Below are 24120 nucleotides of genomic sequence, written 5' to 3'. Positions count from 1 at the left end.
AGGGCGTTTACAGTCCGAGGAGGCCGCCCGCCAGTCCCGCGAGATATTTATGATATTCGCGGAACAGGGTCGCAAAGCTGGGCTGGCTGCGCACCGCGTCGGGCAGGATCGTCACCGTATCGCCGACCGCGCGGCCGATTTCATATTCGGCGCGGCGCATGTGCCAATCGGTGGTGACCAGCCGGATGCTCTTGTACTTGCGCCGCTGCGCCCAGGTCGCGACCTCGGTCGCGTTCGAGCGCGTATCCTCGGCCTCGAACCCCAGTGCGATGCAGCAGTCGAAAAGCGAAACCGGACGCTTATACTCGGCGGCAAGCTCGCGCGGCTTCACCTCGCGCGCGACGCCGCTGATGAGCAGGCGCTTGGCGTCGCCCGCCTCGAGCCGTTCGAGCGCGCGGTCGATGCGTCCGGGCCCGCCGGTGAGCACGACGATCGCATCGGTCTTTTGCGCGTCGGCGGGCAGCGGCAACAGCAGCGCAAACCATGCGAAGCCAAGCACCCAGGCCAGAAACAACAGGGAAATCAGGCGCTTGATCATAGAATCTTCTTGAGCGCCGCGAGCAGGGTCTGCCGCGCGGTGAGGGCAGCGAGCGCGATAGCCAATAGCGGCAGCGCCAGCAAGAGCGCCCAGCCCGCCGAACCGAGCGACGCGGTCGCGGCGAGACCCGCGGTGACCCCCGACCATTGCCAGCCGATCAGCAGCAGAATCGCCGCGGCGACGGTGCTGCCGAGCGCGATCCCATAAGCGGTGTCGATCGCGATCCGGCGCTGGAACAGCCGGGTGATCTGGCGGTCGGTCGCGCCGATCATATGAAGCATCTCGATCGTCGCATAATGGGTGCCGAGCGCGGCGCGGGCGGTCATGATCACCACCGCGGCGCTCGCCGCCGCCATCAGCAGCACCATGGCGCCGGCGATCCACGCGAGCGAACGGATGAGCCGCGCGACCGGGCCCAGCCATTCGGCGTGCGGGATGATCCGCGCGCCCGGCGCCTCGCGCGCGACGAGGGCGCGGAGCGCCTCCATATGGCGGCCGCGGTCCTCACCGACGAAATCGACGTCGACGAGGGCGGGCAGGGGGAGCGACTTCAACACCGGGTCGTCGCCGTCGGCGCTGCCGAACCACTGGCCGAGCGTCGCCTGCAGCTCCTCGCGCTCGACCGAACGCGCCGACCGCACGAAGGGCTGCGCGGCGGCGGCGCGGCGGAGCGCGGCCGCCTGCTCGGCGCGCGTCACCGGGTTGGCGGTGACGATCTGGACGGTGACGCGCCCGGCGATCGCGTCGCCGATCGCATTCGCCGAGCGGGCCAGCCCGACGCCGGCGGCGGCGGCGAGCAAAGTCAGCATCATCAGGATCGCGATCACCCACGGCGTTGGGCCCGACAGGCGGCGGTCGGGAAGCAGGCGGCGATGCTGGACGGGAACGCGCGGGATGATCATGCCCGGTTCGCCGGTGGATAGCGCAGCGCGCCGGTGGGGTCGGCGAGGCGGCCCTTTTCGAGCCGCATCATCTGCGCATTTTCGATGCGGCTGATCAGGTGGATGTCATGCGTCGCGACGACGACGGTGGTGCCGAGGCGGTTCAACGCCTCGAACAGGCCCAGGAGGCGCATCGCCATCTCGGGATCGACGTTCCCCGTCGGTTCGTCGGCGATGAGCAATTGGGGGCGCGCGATCACCGCACGCGCGATCGCGACGCGCTGCTGTTCGCCGCCCGACAGCGTCGCGGGGCGCGCGTCGGCGCGGTCGCCGAGCCCGATCCAGCTCAGCATTTCGCCGACCGGGCCCGAAAGATCCTCTTCGCTGACCCCTGCGATGCGCAGCGGCAGCGCGATATTGTCGCGCGCGCTCAAATGCGGGATCAGGCGGAAGTCCTGGAAGACGACGCCGATGCGGCGGCGAAAGCCGGGCAGGCGGTGGCGCGGCATCGCGACCAGATCCTCGCCGAATAGGCGGACGATCCCGCGGCTCGGCCGCTGCGCGAGATAGAGCATCTTGAGCAGCGACGTCTTGCCCGCACCCGACGCGCCGGTGAGGAAATAGAAGCTGCCCGGCTGGAGATTGAAGCTGATGTCGGAGAGGATTTCGGCATCGGGGCCATAGCGCAGCCCGACGCCGTCGAATTCGACCATCGCGCCGCCGGGGCGCACCGGCGCTACCTCGGTCATGACGCCACGCGCGCACGATCATGCGCCTCTACGGGGTCAAGAAACAGGGGCGCTGGTCCGCTCATCCGCTTGCCTGTCGCACGGCTATCCACCAAGGACAAGGTGCGAGTGGAACGCGGCGCTTGCAACGCCGCGAATCAGCGTGTTTAGAGGGACCCCATGATCCTTGCCTGCCCGTCCTGCCATACCCGCTATGTCGTTCCCGATACGGCGATCGGACCGACGGGGCGCACGGTGCGCTGCGCCAATTGCCGACACAGCTGGTTCCAGGAACCCGCGGCCGCCTCCGCTCCGGCGGTCGAAACGCCTGCTCCGGCCGCGCCGCCGGCGCCGGCGGCCGAACCCGCCGCGGCCGCCTATTCGGAGGCGGCAGAAACTTCGCCCGCTCCCGCACCGGCGCCGCCGGCCTTTGCCGCCGCCGCGGAGCCCGCGCCGCGCGTCGCACCTGCCGCTGCCGACGCGCCGCTACCGTTCCGCCGCCCGCGGCGCAATCCCGCGAAACGCTGGACGGCGATCGCCGCGACCGCTGCCGTGCTGATGATCGCCGCGACCGCGGGGCTCGCCTATTTCGGCTTGCCGGGCTGGGCGCAGGGGCTCGGCCTGCCGGGCGGTGTCGACGAACCCGACCTGGTGATCGAGCTGCCGCCGAACCAGGATCATCGCGAACTCGCCGACGGGACAATCTATTTCGCGGCGTCGGGGGTGATCATCAACCCGACCGACCGCGAACAGCGCGTGCCGCCGATCCTCGCCGAGCTGCGCGATGCGCAGGGTACGATCGTCTACAGCTGGACGATCAAGCCGCCGGTGCGGATGCTGCCGCCCAACGAGAAGGTCAATTTCAGCGAGGCGAAGCTCGACATCCCGCGCCGCGCGACGCAGCTGACGGTGAGCTGGGCGCTACCGAAGGGCTGATATTTCAACGATTTGCTATGACGTCACGCCGTCATAGCAGCAGCGCGGCCGCAAGGGACAGCAGGAAGCCGGTCAGCGTCGCGACGATGATCGGCGCGAAGCTGCGCCACCCCTGATCGAGCAGCAGGTGCAGCCGCGCCTTCATCGCGGTGGCGACGATCGCGAGGAGGAGCAGCGCCTGCGCGGCGGTCGCGGCGGCGTCCTGCGCGGGGCGCGGAATCGCGACGAGCGAATTGATCGCCGCGAGGCCGAGAAAGCCGATGATGAACCACGGCAGGCGGAGCGGAATACGCGTCTTGGCGCCCGTTCCGCCACTGTGGCCGAGCCAGAGCGCGACGAGCATCAGCATCGGGGCGAGCAGCGCGACGCGCGTCAGTTTGACGATCGTTGCGACCTCGCCCGCCGGCTGCGAGAAGGAAAAGCCGCCGCCGATCGCCTGCGCGACGTCGTGGACCGACGCGCCGATCAGGAATCCCGCCTGCGCGTCGGTAAGGCCGAGCTGCGCCGCGAGCACCGGATAGAGCGTCATCGCCAGCGCGCTCGCGACGGTGATGCCCACAAGGGTGAGGGTGAAGCGCGCCTGATCAATACGCTTGTCGCCGATCAGCGAATAAAGCGCGAGCGCCGCCGAAGCGCCGCAGATCGCGGTCGCGCCGCCCGCGAGCAAGGCGGCCTGCTTGTCCTGCCGGAACAGCGGCGCGGCGGCGACGGTCACCACGATCACCGCGAGCATGATGAGTACGAGCAGCGCGAAGGGCAGCGGTCCCAGCTCGGCGAGCTGTTCGGCCGTGATCCGTGCGCCGACGAGGACGATGCCGATGCGGAGCGCGGTCTGCGACATCAGGTCGAGCCCGGCGTGGGTGCGCTTGTCCTGCGACAGGAAGGACAGGGCAAGGCCGATGAGCAACCCCATCAGCACGATCGGCGCGGCATAATGGTCGGCGAGCCACGCGGCGGCGAGCGCGGCGATGGTGGTGACGAGAATGCCCGGAAGATAGTCGCGCCAGCGATGCCGCGCGGGCGGGTTCGCCTCGAGCTGCATCTCGCCGTATAGGTCGGCGGCCATCGGCCAGCCCTGTTCGGATAGTTTCACCAACGTTCCCGCTCTCTTCGCGGGGTCCGCTTCGCATATCCGCGCGTCCCGGTCGATAGGCCATTGCTGGCGGGCCAAGGGCTTGCTAGAGGCCGCGCTCTATCAGCACCCGTAGCTCAGCTGGATAGAGCGCTGCCCTCCGAAGGCAGAGGTCAAGCGCTAATTTTCCGGTAAATTTCTGTATATCTCTTTGATATTAAACGATTTTTCTGGCTTAATTTGCGTACCAAATAGGTTTGGTTATTTCGCGTAAGCATGACGTAAGCATACTGCGTAGTATCATAGCGTACGAAGGGTTTTGCTGGAGTAGGCGATCGCCGTCGGGCTGGTCGAGCCATTACGCATCGAATCCGTTGACCGATGCCCGTCGAACCGGCTAGGCACCGCCCCGAAGCACCCGTAGCTCAGCTGGATAGAGTGTCGCCCTCCGAAGGCGAAGGTCACAGGTTCGAATCCTGTCGGGTGCGCCATCAATCATCATTCTGATCCTGTTCGGCGATGAGCCTCGGTCGCTGCCGATCATCTTCCGGCGCCTTCGCCGGTTTGCTCGACAATGGCGCCGCTCAGGGGAGAACTTGGCTAAACTGCTGATTTCGAGTCATTTTGTTCTCCTCCTAAGCGCTTGAATCTAATGACTGAATCTTGTAGTTTTGGCAGATTATGAACGTGCCGCTCTTGCATCAGCGTTCGGATCGGGGTTCGACGAGGCACACCCAAGGCGAGATGTCGGTGTCCTACAAGCCGCCCGAAGACGTTAAACGCGCAAATCTTGCAGATATACTTGCGAGCCGCGGTGGTGCGCCGTTTGAAACTAAGCAGCTCGATCTCATGTTTGGCAGCGCCGAACCTGACCGATCGAAGGATATTTTCTACTCCGGCAATCTCGACTTCCTGACCGCGCCTGCAGTCGCGATCGTCGGGACGCGGAAGGTGTCGCCCGAAGGCGCTGCTCGTGCGAGGAAGCTCGCACGAGGGCTCACGGCTGCCGGCGTTGCGGTCGTTTCGGGTCTTGCGGAAGGTGTCGATACGGAAGCGCTCACTGCCGCGATCGGATCCGGCGGGCGCGTGGCTGCGGTAATCGGGACACCGATCAACAAGGCCTATCCCGCGATAAATGCGGCACTCCAGGAACAGATATACCGGGACCATTTACTGATATCCCAATTTCCCGCGGGGGCCCGAACGTTCAAATCCAATTTCCCGGAACGAAACCGCTTGATGGCGGCGGTATCGGATGCGACGGTCGTCATCGAAGCATCTGACAGCTCGGGGACCCTGCACCAGAGCGCGGAATGTCAGCGTCTCGGTCGTTGGCTGTTTATTGCAAAATCAGTCGTGGAGAATCCGCGTCTGACCTGGCCGGAGCGCTTTTTGCCGTACGAGAAATGCGTCGTACTCGAGCGGATCGAGGACGTGCTCGACCGTCTCAATAAGTAGTACGGCCGAGCGCCGCGCATTTGACGAAATCGGCCCCGGCGGCGAGCAGCAGCTTCCGACAGGCAAGCAGGGAATAGCCGGTCGTCAGCACATCATCGATCAGTAATATCCGCTGACCCTTGATCGGCTGGCCGTCGTCGATCCTGATGGACTCGAGGTGCACGTCGATGCTTCGATTGCCGCCCGCGGCGAGCTTTTGAATTTTAGTGTGCCGGACAAGCAGCCCGCTCACATTCTTGCAATCTCCGGCCGCCTCCAATTTGGCGGCGAGCATACGAATCCCCGACGACGATTTGTCCGGGTCATGGGATGGAACTGCCGCCACCATCGGATAGCGCTTCATCCGGGGCGCGATATATTCGCAAAAATAATCGATGCCTCGGGCGTCGCCATCCTTGAGATCGAGTATGCGACTACTGTGCAGCGGGTAGTTTGATCCGTCGCCGCCTTGCTCCTTGTGATACCACCAGGGCCGATAGTTCCCGAACAGGGCGATGTCTTCGCCCTCCAGATGCTCATGACGGATTTCCATCGGGGAAAACTAGTCGATTTGCCGCCATTCGGAAAGCGATGACGGCGCCAAGCGGTAGCGTCGGATAAAGAAATACATCCATATTCGGTCCCAGTTGTCGTTGCGAAATCGGGTACCCACGCCAAGACTGTGCGATCGCCCGCATTTATCTCGGGCGGGTGACCGGGATCCGTCACGTATGTCCAGGCGTATGCTAAAGGTGGCGGTACGGGCTCTCGACGCACGTTTCCTTCGCTCGGTCACATTTTTTTGAGTAAAGGACGAGGAATAATAATTGGATTATTAAATGGTAGCCCCTTCTCGTCAGGCATAACTTTCTGATTGCGACTCATCCGGTCGCTTGTTTGGAAAGGAAATTGCCATGAAGAAACTGCATACCAGTGAAGAACTGATCGAACTCGGCGCGATCAGCGCCGAAACCCGCGGAATCGAGCCGGTTGGCCCGCGCGATGAAGCCACGGGCGATCATTTCCTCTTCTCGGGCGGCATCACGGCCGACGACTGACTGCGAGCGGCGTGCCGTCACTCGGCGGTACGCCGACCGCTTCGGCTCCATCCATGATCTATATGCTGCGCCCCGGCCTCTATTTCCGCCCTTTCGGAAACATAACTCTGTTCTTCGACCTGCCCCGCGATCGCTATTTCATGTTGAGCGGCAGCCGGGCGCAGTGTTTCGCGCGCTTCGCAGCTGGGAAAGCCGCAGCACAAGATATCGAGGCGCTGCAAAGAGAAGGCTTGATATTGCCGGCAAACCGCCAGCTGAGCTGCGAGGACCGCCAAGCCCCGCCCCCGACTCGGAGCCTCGTCGACGGACCGCTTCCGCAAGGTACCGTTCGCGCGACGATTGCCGTTTTGAAAGCGCAGCTCTTAGCGAAACGCGACCTGCGTCGGCACGAGCTCGCGTATGTCATTGCCGGATTACAGCCAGAATGCCCGGACGCAGCCTCGGCTGAGGCGGATATTTGCACGGACCTTGCCGCAGCCTCTCTGCGCGCGGCTCGCTATCTGCCTGCCACCGATGAATGCCTCGCCCGCGGCATTGCGATGAAGCGCCTTCTGTTGACGCGTGGTTGCCCGTCGATCCTTGTCTTTGGCGTCACTATACCCTTCGCGGCTCATTGCTGGATTCAGGTCGGTGATACGGTGCTGACCGACCCTCTCGATATCGTACTCCATTATCAGCCGATCTTTGCGATCTGATGGCGGGCGGCTTCCATATCCACATCGCACGGCGACGAGGTTCTACTGCCGCCTGTCGCGGGCCTGAGAGGCCGCTGCTCATTGCCGAGGGGAGTTTGGGAGTCTGGGCGGACGAACCGTTCGTGCCCATCGACGCGCATACGGTCGTTGTCGGCCATCTCTTCAAGCGTGGATCTCCCAGTCGGCGCATCACGAACCTGCAGGAGATCGGGAGCGAGAAGCTTTTGGCCGATCGCGGTCGCATGCTGTTGGCCGACTATTGGGGCGGCTATGTACTGGTTCACGCACGCGCCGATGGCCGGATCAAGGTCTTGCGCGACCCTTCCGGCATCCTGCCTTGCTACGTCCGGACCAGTGACATGGGTGTAACGCTCGCTGGCGACATCACCGACCTGGCGCACCCCGGCCCGGGCAGGGTGGATTTTCGGGAGGTTGCCCGGCTTCTGGCGAGCGGCGACGCTCGAGGCCGGCGCACATGCATAGAAGGCATCGACGAACTGATCGCTGGTGAGTGCCTTGTGGTCGATGGCAGCGACATCCGGACCGAAGCCTGGTGGACGCCCTGGCACCATGTCGCGCCCCCAAGAAGCATGGCGGCCTCCGAGGCTGCGGCCGGACTCCGCGACACAATCACTGACTGCGTCGGCGCCTGGGCCGGATGCTTTCCGTCGATTCTGCTCGGTGTCTCGGGCGGTCTCGACTCATCGATCGTCGCCGCGGCAGCAGCGCCGACAGCGAGCCGGCTTAACTGCCTCACGCTCTTTGGCCCCGACGCCGATGGCGATGAGCGTCGATATGCCCGCGCGCTGACCGACGCGCTTGGCGTCGATTTGCATGAGATGCCGCGGCAGATCGACGATATTGACGTGACGCGTGCGCCATCGCCGCATCATCCATGGCCGGTCGCGTCGATCGGAAAACTGACCAATGAAGCGATTCACGGTCGCCTCGCGCAGGGGCTGGCGATCGATGCCCATTTTTCAGGAAATGGCGGTGACGGGATATTCTGCAGCACCCGCAGCGCCGTGCCGTTTCTGGATCGCTACCTGGCCGAAGGGCCTCATCTTCGCCTTGCCGATACGCTGCGCGATATATGCATGGTGACGGGTGCCGATCGGATGACTGTCCTCCGCTATGCGTGGGACCGTTACCGGCGAAACGGCGGTTCCCATCGTGCGCGCTACAATGGCTCGGGAATAGCGCCCAATATTCTGGAAGAACTCGAGGCCGAGGGGTCGACGCATCCGTGGTTCGTGTTTCCGAAGGATGCGCTGCCCGGAAAAACCGTTCACGTCGCCTATTTGATGCGCAGCCAGAAGGGTATCGAACTCTATCCCCGCGCAGCGTCGCCCCCGCACATTGCGCCGTTGCAGTCCCAGCCGATCGTGGAACTTTGCCTCTCGATACCGACCTGGATTTGGGTCGCCGATGGCCTGAATCGTGCGGTGGCTCGATTGGCCTTCGAGGGCATCCTTCCCCCGCTCATCCTGCGGCGGACACAGAAGGGCGGTCCCGGCGGGTTCGATCTTGCCATCTACCAGCGCCACCGCGCGGCGCTTGTCGACCGACTTCGCCACGGCCGTCTGGCTGAGGCCGGCATGCTCGACCTCGCCTTTCTCGACGAAGCCGAAGATCCGACCTGGCGCGGGACCGAGAGAATCCAGCGCATCCTCGACCTCGCCGCGGCGGAGAACTGGGTGGACTGGTGGAGTGGGCCTAGGGCCTGACCGGCGATGGACATGGCTGCGCGCGAGTGGCCATTTGCTCCCATTGCGCCAAACGCCCGGGAAAGGGGGCATCGTCATCGCGTATCCCGCGCAGCCAGAAGTCGAACCAGGCGATGTTCTCGCGCATGGCGAGAAGCCGGTTGGACGGTATATGGAAGATATGCGTTTCGTCCGACGCCGCGCTTGCGCCGGGATAATAGCTTATCTGTGTCGGCACCTTCACGGCGCGCAGTGCATCGTAAAACTCGATCTGCGGCGGCGAGGCGGATGCGACCTGCTGCAACACCGGCGTGCAGATCCTTGCGGCGTTGAGCGATGGAGCGAACTTCCGGTAGGCTTCGATATGCTCGCTGAGCGGCCCTCCGCCATAGACAGGGTCGTAGCTCGCAGCCGAATAGAGGTAACCGGCGGGCTCGAGGAAACCTCCGTCGCCGCTTGATGCTGCCCGGAAGACATTCGACTGCGTCACCGCGACATTTACCAGCTGGGAACCGCGGCTGTAGCCCGCAATCCCGACCCGGTCCGGATCGACAAGACCTTCACGAGCCAGATCGAGCACCGCATCTTCGAAACTGCGGACCCCGTTGATCCATATGAGACGTTGCAGCGTGTCCGGCCCGGGCGGCCCGCTGCCGCGGATCCAGGCGTTGTAGGCGGCCATGAGTTCGTCGGACTGCTGCGGCCACGGGTCGTTCAGGAGAAGAACCACATAGCCCCGCTCCGCAAATAACTGCACCGGATAGTTCCACTGGTTGCCGATCTCGGAAAAGCGATCATCAGCGTCCCCGCCATGCGTTACAACAATCGCAGGATAGCGCGTTCCTGCGCGATAGCCCCGCGGCAGGACGACATAGCCGGCCATCCGGTACCCGTCCCGATTGCGCCAGATGTGCGGCCGCGCAACCAGAGGTGCGATCTCGTCGTGGCGCGGCGAAACCGACACGAGCGGGGTTACCGATCCCTTCGCAATATCGACTTGTACAAGTGAAGGCGGACGAGACATGCCTTCCGCCACGCAAACCCCGACCGTCAGCGCCGCGTCGAAGCCGCAACGCGTGAGGCTCGCGTCGTTGCGGATTTCGCGCACGCCCCGCTTGTCGACGACCGCGAGCCCATAGCGTGGATTGCCGAGACTGCGCGTTCCGAGTACCGCACGCTGCAACTCGGCGTTGACCGAAATGCCCGCCGAACGAAGATCGCCGATCGTGAAACCGAAGCGACCGTAATTATGCTTCCTGCCGTCTGCGAAGCTTTCTGCAAGTTCGAGCCTGTCGCCGGTGCCAGTGGTGCCAAGGGTGCCGCCGCGCGGACCTCTGAGGATCCAGAGCGTCTGAAGATCATGTTCGTCGGCGAGCGTGCGCATGGCTCCTGTAACCCGGTTCCAGGCGCGTACCTCATAGGTCCCGCCGGCACTCGAACCCGGCGTCTCGATGCGAAACTGAATTTCGTCTCCGCGCCACAGGATATTGCCTGCGGCGTGCAGCGCCATGCGGTCGCTCGATGGCCGCGTCATCACCTTGACGCTCTCGCCATCCGGGCGGCGCAGATAATATTCGATCTCGGCTTCGATCGAGGATCGTCGTCGCGCCTGTAGCGGACGAACCTCGTCGTCGAAGCGGATTCGGCGCGGGTTCGGTACCGGCTTCAACAGCGCGTACCAGAGCCATCGGCCGTCCGGCGCCCAGTCATAGGCGAGTACGCCAATCCGGTGCGGTACCGTTCCTCCGCCGACCGCCAAGGACATGTCAGCACGGCCCACCGGCACGGTGTCGGCGTTGACGAGCAGCGGCTCGACGGCCCCCGATGACGCGATCCGATAGAGTTGCAGTCCCTCGCCCAAATCCATCAAGCCGCTCCAGTCGTCGGTTCCAGGGATCGGTCGCAGCGATTTCACCATGTCCGCGGTCCGCAATGTTCGCTGCGCTCGCGCCGCAAGATCGAGGAGGCGCAGCGTGAGACGCGGTTTTCCCGCTGATGGGTCGGCCGCCTCCACCGAATAGATGGCGAACCGCTTGTCGCGCGATAGCGCGATATCGGTGACTTCGGGGACGAGGAGAATGTCTTCAAGGGTCCAGGATCTGCCCTTGCTCTCCCCTGCCAGGGAGGCAGGGGAGAGCGCCGCGGCGGCAAGGAGCGCCGCGACCGGGAGGCCGGTTCGGAGGGGACTCGGCATCGAGATTCTCCTCACCAGTCGCGGCGGATCGTGACGCCGAGGAAACGTCCGACCGCCGAATAATTTGTCGAATCAAAGGGCGTGTCGCTCGGCGACGCCACCGCAATTCTCTCGGGTTTTGCGTTGAAGATATTCAGCGCGTTGACGCTGATTTCGCCCAATGAGCCGATCCGCACCCGGGCCGACAGGTCGAGTGTCGTGACCGACGCAATTTTCACCGGTACCGGACGGCGCCGGTCGGTGATGCCGCCCGTAAAGTTCACAAAGGATGCGAGCGTGAAACTCTCTTCGCCGAACGTCGCACCGCCCCGCGCGCGAAAATGCGGAGAATTGAACAGGGTGCCGGAAAGATCGGTGACCGGAAGGCCCGGAAGCAATTGCTGCCGGCTGTCCAGCCAGGTGCCGCTCGCGGTCAGTGTGAGCGTCTGCGTGCCGAGCGGGGCGCGATAGCGCAGCGACAAATCCGCCCCTTCATAGCGCTGTGACGCGATGTTCCGGTCACGCCCGTCGATCAGCGCAATGACGTTGGCGGGGTCATAGGGTCCCGAAGTGGCATTGCCGAGCGGATCCGAGGCGCCCGCGATCGCAGCGGCCAGTAGAGCGGGCGAGGGATTGAATGTGACAAGATCGGCGAACAGCGGATTGGTGAGAATGCCCAGCGGCGACCCGAATGGTGGTGCTACCCGGTCGCGATAATCGATGCGAAAGAGGCTCGTCACGATCTGCAACCGGCTCGAAGGCCGGAAGGTCGCGCTCAGCATGATATTTTCGGACCGCTCGGGGCCCACGTCAGGGTTCGGGCCGCCGAGATAGATATAAGTCGACCCTGCCGGAAACATCGAGCCATAGCCGGTGACGGGGAGGAGGACCGGCGTGTATCCGCTATATTGCTGGTTCAGCGTCGGCATCTTGAACGACTTGCCCCACGAAATGCCCAGGCTGAACTCGGGCGCGGGTGCATAGACGAAACCGAGCTTGGGGACGACGATGCTGCCCGATTCCGAATAATCCTCAAAGCGCATCGCCGCCGTGATCGAGGCGCGGTGCGCAAAGGACAGCTGCTGCTCCGGGCTGGCTAGCGGCACGAAGAGTTCGCCATAGGCATAACGATTTTCGCGCGTCGGCGCGAACGCGCGGCCGGCAATCAAGGCGTTGAGGCGATTGCTGCGCCAGCCGCCTCCGGCTGCGAGCCGGACGTCTCCTGCCGGAAGGGCGAAGAGGGGGCCTTCGACGCCCGCCTCGACGCTCAGACTGCGGTTGTTGAAGATCCGAACCGAAGTCCGGGCAATGTCGTTGGTGAAATTCTGTGTGATACCATTGGTCCTGTCCGTGCCGTAAAAGCCGGAGATACGCGCGCTCCAGTCGGCGCCGAGGTCAGCCTCGAGGGTCGGCGCGAAGCCCAGAGTTTCGAATTCATTGTGGACCACGATCCCGCGCGTCATGATCGGCCGGTCGACGAACAGGCCGAGCACCGAGGTCATGTCGCCGCGCTTGTAGATCAGGTCGGCCTTCGCGCGGAGACCGGGTGCGAGTTGCTGATGGCCGCTCAGCAGCATACTGTGGCGCTTGAGGTCGGGATAGAAAGTCGAGAGCGGGTTGCTCGACGCCGCATAGCTGCGGTCGCGCGCCAGTATCGCGCTGTTCTCGAAATAGTCATAGGTGGCAAGGAAGCCTCCGCCCGACCATTTGGCTCCGCCTACGACATTATATTGTTGCTGGAAGTTTCCGCCGTCGGTCGAGCCGCCGATCCTAGCGCTCGTGGTCAGACCCTCATAATCCCTCCGCAGCAGGATATTGACCACGCCCGCAACCGCATCGGCGCCATAGATTGCGGATGCGCCATCGGTGACGACTTCGATCCGTTCGACCGCGGCCGTCGGAATCGCGCTGATGTCGATCACGCTTTGCGTCCCGCTGTAGGCAAAGCGGTTCCCGTTCAGCAGTGTGAGCGTCGCATTGGGACCGATGCCCCGAAGGTTGAAGGTCGACGCCCCGTTGACATTGACATTCTGGTTCTGGACCCCTTGCGCCGATCCGATTCCGGGATTCTGCCCGCCCCCGAAATTCTGGGGCAGGCTGCGCGCCACCTCGCCAAGGTCGGCGTGTCCGGCGTTGCGAATATCCTCGGCCGTTACTTCGATGACTGGCGCCGCCGCCGGCGCGCCGGCGATGCGCGAGCCGGTGACAATGATGGCTTCCGGCTCGCCCGGGGATGTGGCTTCGGCCGAAGCGTCGGTCAGAATGATAACCGACCGGCTGTCGAACCTGGCTATGAGCCCGCTACCTTCGAGAAGCGCCTCGATGGCTTCGCGCGGCGTCAACTCGCCCTTGAGGGCGGGCGCAGTTTTTCCTTCCAAGTCGCGTGAGGCGGCATAAAGCTCGATACCGGCGAGTTCGGCGGCGCGGCGCAACGCCTCTCCCAGATCCTGTGCCGGCAAGTCATACGACTGGCGCTGTTGCTGCGCGGTCATCGCGGCCGCCGGAGAAAAACAGGCTGCGGCACCCACCAGCAGCACGGCCAGCGAACGGGATTTTTTCAACATCATCACTCCCCCAGGTTCTCGGCCGTGCATCAGGCAGGCCGCCAGTGGGGGTGAGTTGACGGGAGGAGCCCCGCGACCTTAGCCGGAGGATGAAAAAATTATTGGCGGCTGAGGATAATCGCGTCGGGCTTCCGCTCGACGCGCAAACCAAACAGGCTCGCGATCCGTTCTGCGAATTGCTCGGTCTCGCTGATCTGGAAGCGTCCCGACACCTCGCGCGCGGCAATCATGCTGTCGTCGATGGTTATCGGCAGCACGGCATAGCGATTGGCCTCGGCCACAAGGCGGTCGAGCCGTATCGAACGATATTCGGCCCAGCCTTCGGGCCAGCTCGCCGGAATGCCCGGTGTCGGCGCAGGGCCGGGCTCCGTCGTGCCATCGGCCTGATAGGCCAGCGTGCTACCTGATCGAAGCGTGGTCAAATCCCCGCCGTTCGCGTCCGCCAATACCTCGGCGCTCCCGCGCCGCAAGGATGCGACAACCCGTCCGGACTCGTCGAGGCTGAGGTCGATTATGGCATCATTTGCGCTTGCCGTGCGCAATCCCGTCTCGATCCGCATTGGACGATCCTGCCGGGCGATCGAAAGGCGCACCCGTCCCTTGATCAGGCGAACGCTTCGTACGCTCTGCCCGACAGCAATGTCCAACCGGCTGTCGGTGTCGAGCGTGGCGCTCGACCCATCGGCCAGCCGAAACGTATGAATCTCACCGCGACGCGTTTCCAGCGGTTCGGCGGCAATGGCCGTCGAGGCGCTGTCAGGCTGGCCGGGAAGCGGAGCACCTCCCGCCCCGATCGCGATGATCAGCAGCGCGATCACCGTCGCGGCGGCGCCCCAAGGCAGCCAACCGCGGATCCGGCCCAGCCGCTCCTGCGCATGTGCCGTTCCGTGGCGCTCCGACGTCTTGAGGATCGCGAGCGCCGCCATGCGCTGTTCCGCCCGTCGGTACGCTTCGTCATGGGCAGCCGATGCGAGCCGCCAAGCCTCGAATTCTCCGCGCAGCGCATCGGCATCTTCGCCGCGCATTTTGATCAGCCAAGCCCTGGCGACCTCGTCGACCGAATAGTCGTCGCCGCATGTCGTGGTCATCGACCGCCGTCCACCGCCTTCGCGATCTGACCAAGCGCTTTCATCATATGATATTCCACCGTCGCGATGCTGATGCCGAGCGCTTCATGTATCTCGCGATATGAGAGCTCGTCCACCCGGTGCATCAGGAAGACGCGGCGCGTCTTCGGCGGCATGGCGTCAACAGCGGCTTCGTAGAGTCGGAGCAGGTCCGCGGCTTCCAGGTTCCATTCCTGCGCCGCGGGTATGGCGCCCTCAGCTTCTTCGCGGAGCGGATAGAAGACTGCGCGCGAGGATTTTTGCCGCCGCGCGCGGTCGATAAGGAGATTCTGGGCGATCCGGCGCAGAAATCCGCCCGGATTGACGAGTTGGCGGCGTTGCGCGCTGCCCGCCGCGCGTGCGAAGACCTCCTGGACAAGATCGGGGGCTTCCTCGGCGCCCGCGTTGCGGCGCAGGAAATGAAAGAGCGATGTGCGATGCGCGCGATAGGCCGCTTCAAGATCATGCTCCGCGTCTGGCCGCATCTCGATGAACGGGGGCCGGTCGGCAGGATGCACATGACAAGCAGACGACGGAGAAAATGGATGACGCGGCGGAGCACGGTCGCGGCAGGTACATGAAGACAATGCGGCAGTCCCGGACGGCGCGAGCGGATGCGGCCGGCTTCAGCCGGACACCGCTCTCCCAGTGCTGTGCCGCCGTCTGGCCGCTCGCGCGGGTCCATGGTCCGGTTGGGCCGCCGGTCCGATCAAGGACTGGCGTGTTTGATGACTGGCGAAACATTCCGCGCGGGAGCTGCCAGAAAATGCACCCGCGCGGCAGAATCATGTCAATTCCGGACGGCGCTGACAAGCAAAAGCTTCGGGCCGGGTCGTCGCGGCGTCAAGGCTCACCGCCGGAATGACTGCCTAGCATGCGGGCATAGCTCGCCGCCTCATGCGCGCGCCTCTCATGATAGCTGAGCAGCAGGCCCCGGACCTCGGCTTGCGGCTCGGCATCGGCGACGGCATGGGCGATCGCATCATACTCCGCGTCGACATCGACGAGGATCATCGCGTCGAAATGCCGCGATAGCTGCAATCGGTCGCCGATCGCCGCGATGTTCGCGACGATCTCGCTGTTCGCCGATCGCTCGGCGATCGCGAGGAACAGGTCCGCGATCCGGTCGGGATAGGGCTGGTCCTCGGGCACCGACCCCGCGGCGCCCTTGGGGGCGGTCGCCAGCGCGGCGAGCAGCAGGATCAGGTGCAACTCCAGCAGGTCGCGAAACTCGGTCTCGGCGAGACGGTGCACATGAAATCCCTCGCCGGGCGTGAAGTCGACCATGCGCTCGCCGTTCAGCCGGTAGAGGCTGTCGCGCACTGGCGTCATGCTGACACCGAGCTTGTCGGCAAGACGCGCCGCCTCGATACGGGCGCCCGCGGCCCATGCGCCCGTCATCAAACGCCGCTTGATCGCTTCATAGGTCGGCTCGAACACATGCGCGGGGCTCATTGTCCGTTCCTTTCCGCGGCAGCGAATTCGGACACGGCGTCGGCCTGGTCGGGACGAAGCGCGTCGATCGCGCCGATATGCGCCGGCAGTTCGTCTTGCAGCAGGATCGATGGACATCGCCCTTCGTAATTGCCGAGATTCGGACGGTGCAGCGCATAGCCGGCGAGGGCGGCCAGTTCGGGCGGAAAGTGCTTGGCGATCTCGGGCGGGTAAACGAGCCCCAGATTTTCGTACGGCTTCAGCCAGCCGAGGCTGTAGCTGACGAGGACGCCGCGCCGGACCTCCTTGCTGAGGTTCGAGCCCGCCCCATGCGCGGTTGATCCGAGAAAGCAGATCGCCGAGCCCGGCTTGCATTCCGCGAAGATCGGCTGGCCGAGATCGGTTTTCGCCATCCCCAGCACGCCGTGGCTCTTCGGGAAGATGCGCGTGGCGCCATTCTCTTGTGTGAACGGGGTCAGCGGCCACAGCACATTGACAAGATATTCCTGCGTGCCGTCGGCCCCGCGCCACATATCCTGGTCGCGGTGCGGGAACTGGCGCACTTCGCCAGGATGAATTTCAATCGCCTGCGTGAGGTTGAGCTGGATCCGGTCGCAGCCGGTGCCGAGAATGGTCTGCACGGCAGAAAGGATGAGCGGGTTGAGAACCAGTGCGGCCATGTGCTCCGATCGCTTGAGCAGGCCGCCGAAGCGCTTTGTCCGGCCGCCGTAGAAATTGCCCTCGCAAAAAGGCGTCGCGGCAAAGATCGGATCAAGGTCCCTCGCGAGGGCATGCACGCGCCCGATCGCCTCGTTGCCGATGATGCAATAGCCTTTGCGGCGCAGTTCATCGACGAGCAGGTCAGGAAGATCGGCTTCGGTCAGGTCCTTTTTCATTGTGCGCGCTCCCCGCCTTGCTCGAACCTGAGGGCAAGCGGCGCGTGGGTTCCGGTGCGCTTGAGCCCTGCGATCGTGTCATCGTCGATGTGGATGTTGAGCGCGAGTAGGTCGCAGATACCATCAGTGTGAAGGGGGCCAAGCGTGCGACAGAGCCATCCGAATTTGCTGATCTTGTCGAACCAGCTCTCTTCGGCGATGCCGACATACTGGGTTATGCCATTCCGCAAAGCATGGTTGGCGAGCGCGGTGACAAGTTGATTGCGGGCATCGCGGCGCTCGGCATGCGTTTGCGCAGGATCGAGGCAGAAGCGGCTGATCTCCCACACGCCTTCGCCGGACGGCGGGCCGTCGGTGCAAAGCTGAGGATAGACGTCGCCGAGAAGGTGCGCCGCCGTTGTCGGCAGCAGCCGTGCCGATGCCCGGTGACGCAGATCGTCAGGATCGAGCAGGATCAGGTAGCGGGCATCCGGCGTATCGAAATGGTCGATCTCGAAACGGCCGTCGAGGGCAGGCAGGTCCCATTTCAGCTGGTCGATGAAAACCTGTTTGCGGGCTGCGAACATGGCGCGCAACGCGACATTCCCGGGCGCATCATGCGCCCGCGTGAATTGAGTGATCATAAGAAGTCCTTGGCTTGTGGAGCCGGAATCAGACCATCAATCCCGCGGGTCGCCTATGCCCATTTCTGGGCAAGCATTTCGCGATTTGTGTCGCGCTCAGTTCGGACGCCACCAGTCGTAGATATCCGAAAAGCCGATCAGCCCGTCGAACAGTGCGCACAGGATGAGCATCGAGCGGCAGTGAACCGAATAACGGTCGCGGGCCATCTTGAGGTGGCGCACCACCGTCTCTTCGCTGATCCCCAAGATATCGCCAATCTCGCCTGCCGTCTTACCACGCGCCGACCAGAGGACGCATTCGCGTTGACGCTCGGTGAGAACAGGGCGCGGCCGCAAGGGCGAAGACCCGATCAATTCGCGGGCTGACGCAATAGCGATCGCGCCGAGGATCTCAGCGGCGTGCAACATGTCGGCGGGCAGGGCTGCGCGCGGACTGACTGCGAAGGAACAGGAGCCCGACGCTTCGCCGGGCAAGTGCCGCGGAACGGTGAAACCGTCGCCGACCCCGCTCTCGCGCGCAACATTCAACAGCTGCCGATCGCCGCGCGACAGCGGAATGTAGCGGTTCACATCGCGCCACTGGAAGCCGGTGACCGACCGCTCGCCGGCGCGGCGGATCGGATCGGCGGCGCCGAGGTCGAAGCCGACATAGATTTTTGCCCAGGCGTCCGGATAATTATGGACCAGCATTGAGGCGCCATCGTTTCCTCGCCGGTCGAAGGCGAGGGCGAAATGATCGAACCCCATGCGCCCGGTCGCGTTCGCGAGCGCCGCGAAAAGCTGTTCTACTCTGCCGGCACCGGTAATTTCCTGTGCGAGTTCCTCCGTCAAATGAAAATGCTTCACGTCTGATCATCGGCCGCTGGCACGGTCCCGACCCGGCTGCCCGCGGTCCGCTCCATTGGATCGCGCGCTCTCGGTTCCTCTCCGAGGCGTACGAAGGATGGACATTTCACCGACGGGTCCTGACATGGCCGGGCGGGCTGCTGTTTTCGCGGCCTCGACGCGGCGATCGATCGGTTGCCCTAGTCTAACAGTCGGAAAAATGGCGTAAAGGCTCGGCATTCCGGAGATGGACCCAATTTGATACTTCATCCGCCGAAGGGCGGGCGCTTGAATTTGTTCGGGCGACGTCGATCCGGTCAGCTGCCGACAAGCGATCGGATCGCGGCGATAAGTCCGGCGATGAAGGATCCCGCGACCAAGGCAGAGAGGAGCCAAAACTCAATCGCGATAGCGCGGCTTTTCCATTTGGGTTCGGGGGTCATGGCATGAGCATGACACTGTCCCACGATGTAGGACATACGAAAAAGGGCCCGTCTTTCGACGAGGCCCTTCCGGCTTTCGATATCACAGGAGCCATATCGAAAGTCGCCCCCCTCCCCGAATCTTCTAGGTCGCATCGAAGATCGAAAAGAGGTGTCCTAGCTACCGCGCTCGGCAGGAGAGTCAAGGCCCCGTTAACGCTACGGTTTCCTGACTTAACACAGGTTATGTTCGCAGTTTTTTCCTGGCGGGGCGGCGCCATATTCTTGGGCTGATTGGACTGGGACCGGCGAACTCGGCGGGCCTTGTTTATAGCGGTGCTAAAGAAGCGTCGGGGCCTCGACCGTCGGCGGTCTGGGGCTGAACCAAGGAATGTCCGTTCGTTCGACGGCGAGCCGCTCGGCAGGATATTTAGCGACCAACTGTATGGCCTCTTCGGGCGGCGCGTGCAGCCAGGCGTCATGATCCGCTGCATGGAGGATGACTGGCATGCGGTCGTGGATGTCGAAAAGCTCCTCGGTCGCATCGACCATCACCATGGTATAGCAGTCGCCCCACTCGTCCGTCGGTCGCCAGAGGCCTGCACAGGCGGCGAGCGGCTGGTCGATAACGCTGAGCCAGGTGCGCGTCATTCGGCCCTGTTCGCCCTCGGCCTCGGCAAAGGACGTGATCGGGATCAGGCAGCGCTGGCCGGGATTGGTGAACCAGGTCCGCCAGAAGGTCATCAGCTTGTCGTCGCGGGCATTGTTCACCGGCTTCGGCTTGCTCGTCGGCTTCATATGCTTGAGCCGGACAGGGAAGCCCCAGGTCATCGACTGCAGCGCGCGCGTGCCCGCATCGTCGCGGATCACAAAGCCTTGTCCGCCTGGATAGACTTCGCCGGGTTGCGCATTGGTGATCGGACGCCGCGCGCCGAAGGCCGATGCGACTTCGGCGACCGAAGCCTTGAGGGTCACGAGATTGCACATTGCGGCGGTCCCCTGCGACAATAGCTGTCAGGTCGCTCCGAGCAACTCGTCGAAATTCTGCTGGATCGGCGGCATGATGCTGAAGCTGTTCTTGGGGAAAGGCTGCAATATGTCCAGCGGCGGCCTTGTCCCCATCAGCCAGTCGAACCAGTCCTCGGGGCGCACCACGCCGACATGGCGGTCCTTGTGCGGGGCAAGATCGTCATAGGCCGGCACGGTGAGCGCCGCAAAACTCTCGGGCCAAAGCTGGTGCGCCGGGCGCCAGACCGCTGCGATACAGAAGAAGGGCTCGTCGGAGATGAGGCTCGCGGCATAGATCGTCTTGCCGCGCTTCACGAGGCCGAACTCATTGGCGAGCAACAGGCAGGGCCGGTCGATGATTGCGGTCTCGGACTTCAGGAGCGGGATCTGGAACACCTCGGCTTCGCGCGAGGGCAGGCCCCAGAGCATTTCCTTCTCGCGCTCGCGCTGGCCGTCCCAGATCATCACCCGGTGGAGCTTGCCGATGCCGACGAGCGCGTCGTCCGTTTCGATATCCATGCACTCAATCCTCAGGCACGGAAGCGGCTGAGCGCGCGCTTCCATTCGCGCTCGTCGGGCATCGGCAGCGCGATGTCGTCGCGGCTCGGTTCGACGAGCTCGATCCGCACCGGGCGAACGCGCTTGCCCGTCCGCGCCCCGCAGCGGACGCACCAGAATTTCTGTCGCGCCTTGAAAAGATCATCGTCCCACATCTTGCACTGGAAGCGCCACCAGATGCCGTACGGATTGAAGGTCGCGCTGTGCCCGCAGCGGCACACCGGCTTGATCGCGCGGAACCACGCGGCCGCCTCGAAAATGTGGGTCGCGCGGGGCTGTCCATCCTTGGTCCAGCCGCCCACGTCACAGGGAGAGCCCGAGCTGATCGGGGTTTTGCGGCTCCGCACCGGCGCATGCGCTCTCGACGATCGCGCGCGCAAGCTCGAATGCCGCCTCGACCCGAATATGGCTGGTGGGCGCGGTGATGCCGACGCGCGCCCAGCCGGGAGCGGAAAGGATGGTCTCTGCGACTCGCGCGGTATCGATATTGTTCATGGCCTTATGAGAACATAGGAAGAACATTTTGGCAAGTGCGTGGCCGGGACGGAGCGGGCGGCCTTGGCGGCAGGCGCGCGCCTGCGCCGGCCTGCCTCGCGCCTTCGGCGCCCGCCACCGGCGGTGCCAACATCCGGCGAGGCAGAGAAGGGCCTGCCCCGGGGCGGCGGACCGGGCGCGGCGAGAGAGGCTCGCTGCCGGCCGCCGGAGGAGACCCATGCCATGCAACTCTTGACCCCCGAACTGGAGGCGCAGCTTCGCACCAATCTGGCCTCGCGGATCGACGCGCTTTCGCGCGGCGAACGTGAGCCCGATCCGAGGCCGGTCGTCCGCCTGTTCAGCCCCGTCGGCGCGGCGACCTGGCTCGCGACCGAGATCGATGCGGACGGCATCTTCTTCGGGCTCGCCGACCTCGGCTTCGGTTGTCCCGAACTCGGCAGTTTCGCGCTCGCCGAGCTCGAAGCCGTCCGCCTGCCATTCGGCCTCACCATCGAACGCGATCTGCACTTCGCGCCGAGCCACCCGCTCTCGGCCTATGCCGAAGCGGCGCGGAGTGCGGGATCAATAGTGCTGGGGGAGCAAAGGCTGCGCCGGGCGGCCGAACGGCTTTCGGGGCGCGGCTGATGCGCCTCGCCGCCTGCCGGGGCCGCCTTGCGCGGCCCCGGGAGGAAGAGGGGGGCTGGCGCCTTCGTGACGGGTCCAGGAGCCGGGAGAGAGTCTCGCGGCGGCCCGTCATGGAGAATGGCCATGGCCCGAACTGCCGCCAAGATCACCCTCAGCCCGTCGCGCGACATCCCGCTCGACCGGCTGGCCCTCTCGCAGTCCAACGTCCGGCGCATCAAGGCCGGCGTGTCGATCGAGACGCTCGCCGACGACATCGCCCGGCGCGGACTGCTCCAGAGCCTTAGCGTTCGCCCGCTGCTCGATGCGGAGGGCCAGGAGACCGGCCGCTATGAAATACCCGCCGGAGGGCGCCGCTACCGCGCACTCGAACTGCTGGTGAAGCGCAGGCGCCTCGCCAAGGATGCGCCGATCCCCTGCGTCGTCCGCGCGCCGGGCGATGACATCCTCGCCGAGGACGACAGCTTCGCCGAAAATGCCATGCGCGAGAGCCTGCATCCTCTCGACCAGTTTCGCGCGATGCAGGCGATGGTGGACAAGGGCGACGATGTCGAAGCGATCGCCGCGCATCATTTCACTACCCCCGCGGTCGTGCGCCAGCGGCTGAAGCTCGCCGCGGTGTCGCCCAAGCTCCACGACATTTACGCCGAAGACGGCATGACGCTCGACCAGCTCATGGCCTTCACCGTCGCCGACGATCATCAGCGCCAAGAAGACGTCTGGGCCCAGCTCGATCACAGCTTCAACAAGAGCCCTGCCTTCATCCGCCAGAAACTGACCGAGGACAGCGTGCGGGTGACCGACAAGCGCGCGGCGTTTGTCGGCGTCGATGCTTATGTCGCAGCGGGCGGCGGCGTGGTGCGCGACCTGTTCGAGGCCGACGGCGGCGGCTGGCTCACCGACCCGGCGCTGCTCGACCGGCTGGTCGACGAAAAGCTGAAGGCCAAAGGGACACGCATCCTCGCCGAGGGCTGGAAATGGGTCACCACCTCGATCGACCTGCCGTGGGACGCGACGCGCGACCTGCGCGCGATCGACCGCGCGGACGTCCCGATGAGCGACGACGAACAGGCGCGCGTCACTGCGCTCGAGGCCGAAAGCGAGGCGCTTTGCGAGCAATGGTCCGACGTGCCTAATGTGCCCGCCGAAGTGCATGCGCGGATCGATGCGATCGACGCCGAACTTGGTGCGGTCGTCGACCGCCCGCTCGTCTTCGACGCCGCCGATATCGCAATCGCCGGCGCCTTCGTCTCGATCGATCGCGACGGGTCGGTGCGGATCGAGCGTGGATTCGTTCGTGCTGAAGACGAGCCGGGGCAGGAAATGGCCGATGGCGCGGCTGCGCCCGACGCGGAAGCCGACGGCGAAGGCGTCGCCTTGCGCGGCGGTGGGGATGGCGATCACGCTACACCGGCTGCGGGCAGCGATGGCGAAGAGGAAGGCGAGGGGCTCCGTCCGCTCCCCGATCGGCTTGTGTCCGATCTCACGGCATGGCGCACGCTCGCGCTCCAGGATGCCTTCGCACAGGATCCGGCGATTGCCTTTGCCGCGGTACTCCACGCCCTCGTGCTCGGCTGTTTCTACACCGGGACGCGCGAAAGCTGCGTCCAGGTCGCGGCGAACCGGGTCTATTTCAGCAACGCGCCGACGAAACTGCGCGATTGCGGGCCGGCGCAGGCGATCGATGCGCGCGCTTCGGCATGGAAAGAGCGGCTCCCGCAGTCCGACAAGGAATTGTGGGACTTTCTGCTGACCCTCGATGGCAAGGAGCAGGCACAGCTGTTCGCCCATTGCGCGTCGCTCTGCGTTAACGCCCAAGCCGAGATCGTCCCCAAATATGACAATGGTCGCATCTCGGCGCACGGCGTGGCGCGCCGGCTCGCGCACAGCGACATATTGGCGCGGGCGGTCGGGCTCGATCTTGTCGCGGCGGGCTGGCTCCCGACCGTCGAGGGCTATTTTCGCGCGGTGACCAAGCCGCGGATCCTTGCCGATGTCGCCGAGGCGCGGGGACCGCAATTCGCCGAGATGATCGATCATCTCAAGAAGGCGGACATGGCCCGCGAAGCCGAGCGGCTCCTCGAAGACGCAGCCTGGCTCCCCGAGCCGATGCGCACGCCTGGGCTCGATGTTGCCAAGCCTGGCGACGCCGAGGGCGATGCCGCCGACGCCGAATTGCCTGCCTTCCTCGCTGAGGATGCGGCCAGCCCCGACGACGCGGACGACCCCGAACTGGCTGTCGCGGCCGAATAATCGGCTGCCGCGCATCACCGACAATCAAGGCTCCGACCCGGCAGCAATGCCGGGCCGAGCCGTTTTTACGGAGACCTGACATGAAGAGTTC

At 64.6% G+C, this 24120-nt stretch carries 24 protein-coding genes, 1 tRNA gene and 1 pseudogene; 8 read left to right on the top strand and 18 right to left on the bottom strand.

Features of this window, described 5'->3' with window-relative positions; translation table 11 throughout:
- Window positions 1-7: 7 nt before the first annotated feature.
- From VFG17_RS01810 to ftsE, 3 genes are read right to left on the bottom strand one after another with little or no spacing between them, the layout of a single operon-like run.
- On the bottom strand, window positions 8-538 hold the full coding sequence (locus VFG17_RS01810) for a YdcF family protein (protein ID WP_037557439.1): 531 nt from the start codon (window positions 536-538) through the stop codon (window positions 8-10).
- Entirely contained in the window at window positions 535-1440 is a 906-nt protein-coding gene (locus VFG17_RS01805) for a cell division protein (RefSeq protein WP_325027771.1), read from the bottom strand. Before VFG17_RS01805 ends, VFG17_RS01810 begins: the two co-directional genes overlap by 4 nt.
- Window positions 1437-2168: a cell division ATP-binding protein FtsE gene (gene ftsE / locus VFG17_RS01800; protein ID WP_325027770.1), complete on the bottom strand. Its 732-nt coding sequence runs from the start codon at window positions 2166-2168 to the stop codon at window positions 1437-1439. The genes VFG17_RS01805 and ftsE overlap by 4 nt, the downstream gene beginning before the upstream one ends.
- Before the next feature lie 159 nt (window positions 2169-2327).
- Between ftsE and VFG17_RS01795 the strand changes: the two genes are divergently transcribed.
- Window positions 2328-3083: a zinc-ribbon domain-containing protein gene (locus VFG17_RS01795; protein WP_325027769.1), complete on the top strand. Its 756-nt coding sequence runs from the start codon at window positions 2328-2330 to the stop codon at window positions 3081-3083.
- A gap of 31 nt (window positions 3084-3114) precedes the next feature.
- Here the strand turns inward: VFG17_RS01795 and VFG17_RS01790 are convergent, their stop codons facing one another.
- Window positions 3115-4176, bottom strand: coding sequence for a YeiH family protein (locus VFG17_RS01790; protein WP_325027768.1), 1062 nt, complete (start codon window positions 4174-4176; stop codon window positions 3115-3117).
- Between the two features lie 393 nt (window positions 4177-4569).
- Here VFG17_RS01790 and VFG17_RS01785 point away from each other — a divergent pair.
- Both VFG17_RS01785 and VFG17_RS01780 read left to right on the top strand, forming a co-directional pair.
- Window positions 4570-4646: transfer RNA gene (locus VFG17_RS01785), tRNA-Arg, on the top strand.
- A 259-nt stretch (window positions 4647-4905) separates the two neighbouring features.
- Window positions 4906-5613, top strand: a complete 708-nt coding sequence (locus VFG17_RS01780) for a DNA-processing protein DprA (protein ID WP_325027767.1) — start codon at window positions 4906-4908, stop codon at window positions 5611-5613.
- Here the strand turns inward: VFG17_RS01780 and VFG17_RS01775 are convergent.
- Window positions 5603-6145 carry a phosphoribosyltransferase gene (locus tag VFG17_RS01775; RefSeq protein ID WP_325027766.1) on the bottom strand — a complete coding sequence of 181 codons (543 nt, stop codon included), beginning with the start codon at window positions 6143-6145 and terminating at the stop codon, window positions 5603-5605. The genes VFG17_RS01780 and VFG17_RS01775 overlap by 11 nt on opposite strands.
- A gap of 361 nt (window positions 6146-6506) precedes the next feature.
- Between VFG17_RS01775 and VFG17_RS01770 the strand changes: the two genes are divergently transcribed.
- From VFG17_RS01770 to VFG17_RS01760, 3 genes are all read left to right on the top strand, one after another.
- Window positions 6507-6650, top strand: coding sequence for a hypothetical protein (locus VFG17_RS01770; protein ID WP_325027765.1), 144 nt, complete (start codon window positions 6507-6509; stop codon window positions 6648-6650).
- A gap of 53 nt (window positions 6651-6703) precedes the next feature.
- Window positions 6704-7345, top strand: a complete 642-nt coding sequence (locus tag VFG17_RS01765; protein ID WP_325027764.1) for a lasso peptide biosynthesis B2 protein — start codon at window positions 6704-6706, stop codon at window positions 7343-7345.
- Between the two features lie 122 nt (window positions 7346-7467).
- Window positions 7468-9072 carry an asparagine synthase C-terminal domain-containing protein gene (locus VFG17_RS01760; RefSeq protein WP_325027763.1) on the top strand — a complete coding sequence of 535 codons (1605 nt, stop codon included), beginning with the start codon at window positions 7468-7470 and terminating at the stop codon, window positions 9070-9072.
- Here the strand turns inward: VFG17_RS01760 and VFG17_RS01755 are convergent.
- The 13 genes and pseudogenes from VFG17_RS01755 to VFG17_RS01700 all read right to left on the bottom strand — a co-directional run bounded on the left by VFG17_RS01755 (window position 9062) and on the right by VFG17_RS01700 (window position 21155).
- Entirely contained in the window at window positions 9062-11245 is a 2184-nt protein-coding gene (locus VFG17_RS01755) for a prolyl oligopeptidase family serine peptidase (protein WP_325027762.1), read from the bottom strand. The two genes, VFG17_RS01760 and VFG17_RS01755, sit on opposite strands and share 11 nt — an antisense overlap.
- Before the next feature lie 11 nt (window positions 11246-11256).
- Window positions 11257-13788, bottom strand: a complete 2532-nt coding sequence (locus VFG17_RS01750) for a TonB-dependent receptor (protein WP_325027761.1) — start codon at window positions 13786-13788, stop codon at window positions 11257-11259.
- 98 nt (window positions 13789-13886) lie between these two features.
- Window positions 13887-14714 (bottom strand): FecR family protein, encoded by an 828-nt coding sequence (locus tag VFG17_RS01745; protein ID WP_325027760.1) that lies wholly within the window; start codon window positions 14712-14714, stop codon window positions 13887-13889.
- A 15-nt stretch (window positions 14715-14729) separates the two neighbouring features.
- Window positions 14730-14876, bottom strand: a pseudogene (locus tag VFG17_RS21595) (FecR/PupR family sigma factor regulator); the annotation flags it as partial.
- Window positions 14873-15379, bottom strand: coding sequence for an RNA polymerase sigma factor (locus VFG17_RS01740; RefSeq protein WP_325027759.1), 507 nt, complete (start codon window positions 15377-15379; stop codon window positions 14873-14875). The pseudogene VFG17_RS21595 and the gene VFG17_RS01740, both read right to left, overlap by 4 nt.
- Window positions 15380-15737: 358 nt before the next feature.
- The gene (locus VFG17_RS01735) at window positions 15738-16349 is read right to left on the bottom strand and encodes a GntR family transcriptional regulator (protein ID WP_325027758.1); all 612 of its coding nucleotides are present in this window, start codon (window positions 16347-16349) and stop codon (window positions 15738-15740) included.
- A complete protein-coding gene (locus VFG17_RS01730) occupies window positions 16346-17224 on the bottom strand; it encodes a phytanoyl-CoA dioxygenase family protein (protein WP_325027757.1) in 879 nt (292 codons plus the stop codon). The genes VFG17_RS01735 and VFG17_RS01730 overlap by 4 nt, the downstream gene beginning before the upstream one ends.
- Window positions 17221-17847 (bottom strand): acyl-homoserine-lactone synthase, encoded by a 627-nt coding sequence (locus tag VFG17_RS01725; protein ID WP_325027756.1) that lies wholly within the window; start codon window positions 17845-17847, stop codon window positions 17221-17223. The genes VFG17_RS01730 and VFG17_RS01725 overlap by 4 nt, the downstream gene beginning before the upstream one ends.
- 96 nt (window positions 17848-17943) lie before the next feature.
- On the bottom strand, window positions 17944-18693 hold the full coding sequence (locus VFG17_RS01720) for a LuxR family transcriptional regulator (RefSeq protein WP_325027755.1): 750 nt from the start codon (window positions 18691-18693) through the stop codon (window positions 17944-17946).
- 740 nt (window positions 18694-19433) lie between these two features.
- A complete protein-coding gene (locus VFG17_RS01715) occupies window positions 19434-20081 on the bottom strand; it encodes an SOS response-associated peptidase (protein WP_325027754.1) in 648 nt (215 codons plus the stop codon).
- A 27-nt stretch (window positions 20082-20108) separates the two neighbouring features.
- Complete coding sequence (locus VFG17_RS01710) at window positions 20109-20621, bottom strand: hypothetical protein (protein WP_325027753.1); 513 nt, start codon at window positions 20619-20621, stop codon at window positions 20109-20111.
- Between the two features lie 11 nt (window positions 20622-20632).
- The gene (locus VFG17_RS01705; RefSeq protein ID WP_325027752.1) at window positions 20633-20962 is read right to left on the bottom strand and encodes a hypothetical protein; all 330 of its coding nucleotides are present in this window, start codon (window positions 20960-20962) and stop codon (window positions 20633-20635) included.
- A gap of 1 nt (window position 20963) precedes the next feature.
- Window positions 20964-21155, bottom strand: coding sequence for a DUF6771 family protein (locus VFG17_RS01700; RefSeq protein WP_325027751.1), 192 nt, complete (start codon window positions 21153-21155; stop codon window positions 20964-20966).
- Between the two features lie 222 nt (window positions 21156-21377).
- Here VFG17_RS01700 and VFG17_RS01695 point away from each other — a divergent pair, with 222 nt between their 5' ends.
- On the top strand, window positions 21378-21779 hold the full coding sequence (locus VFG17_RS01695) for a DUF2958 domain-containing protein (RefSeq protein WP_325027750.1): 402 nt from the start codon (window positions 21378-21380) through the stop codon (window positions 21777-21779).
- A gap of 123 nt (window positions 21780-21902) precedes the next feature.
- Window positions 21903-24029 carry a ParB/RepB/Spo0J family partition protein gene (locus tag VFG17_RS01690; RefSeq protein WP_325027749.1) on the top strand — a complete coding sequence of 709 codons (2127 nt, stop codon included), beginning with the start codon at window positions 21903-21905 and terminating at the stop codon, window positions 24027-24029.
- Window positions 24030-24120: the final 91 nt, after the last annotated feature.

This window comes from Sphingopyxis sp. (assembly GCF_035686825.1).
Taxonomy (GTDB): Bacteria; Pseudomonadota; Alphaproteobacteria; order Sphingomonadales; family Sphingomonadaceae; genus Sphingopyxis.
The sequence above is the reverse complement of the archived record's forward strand: the minus strand, read 5'-3'. Positions and strand labels throughout refer to the sequence as shown.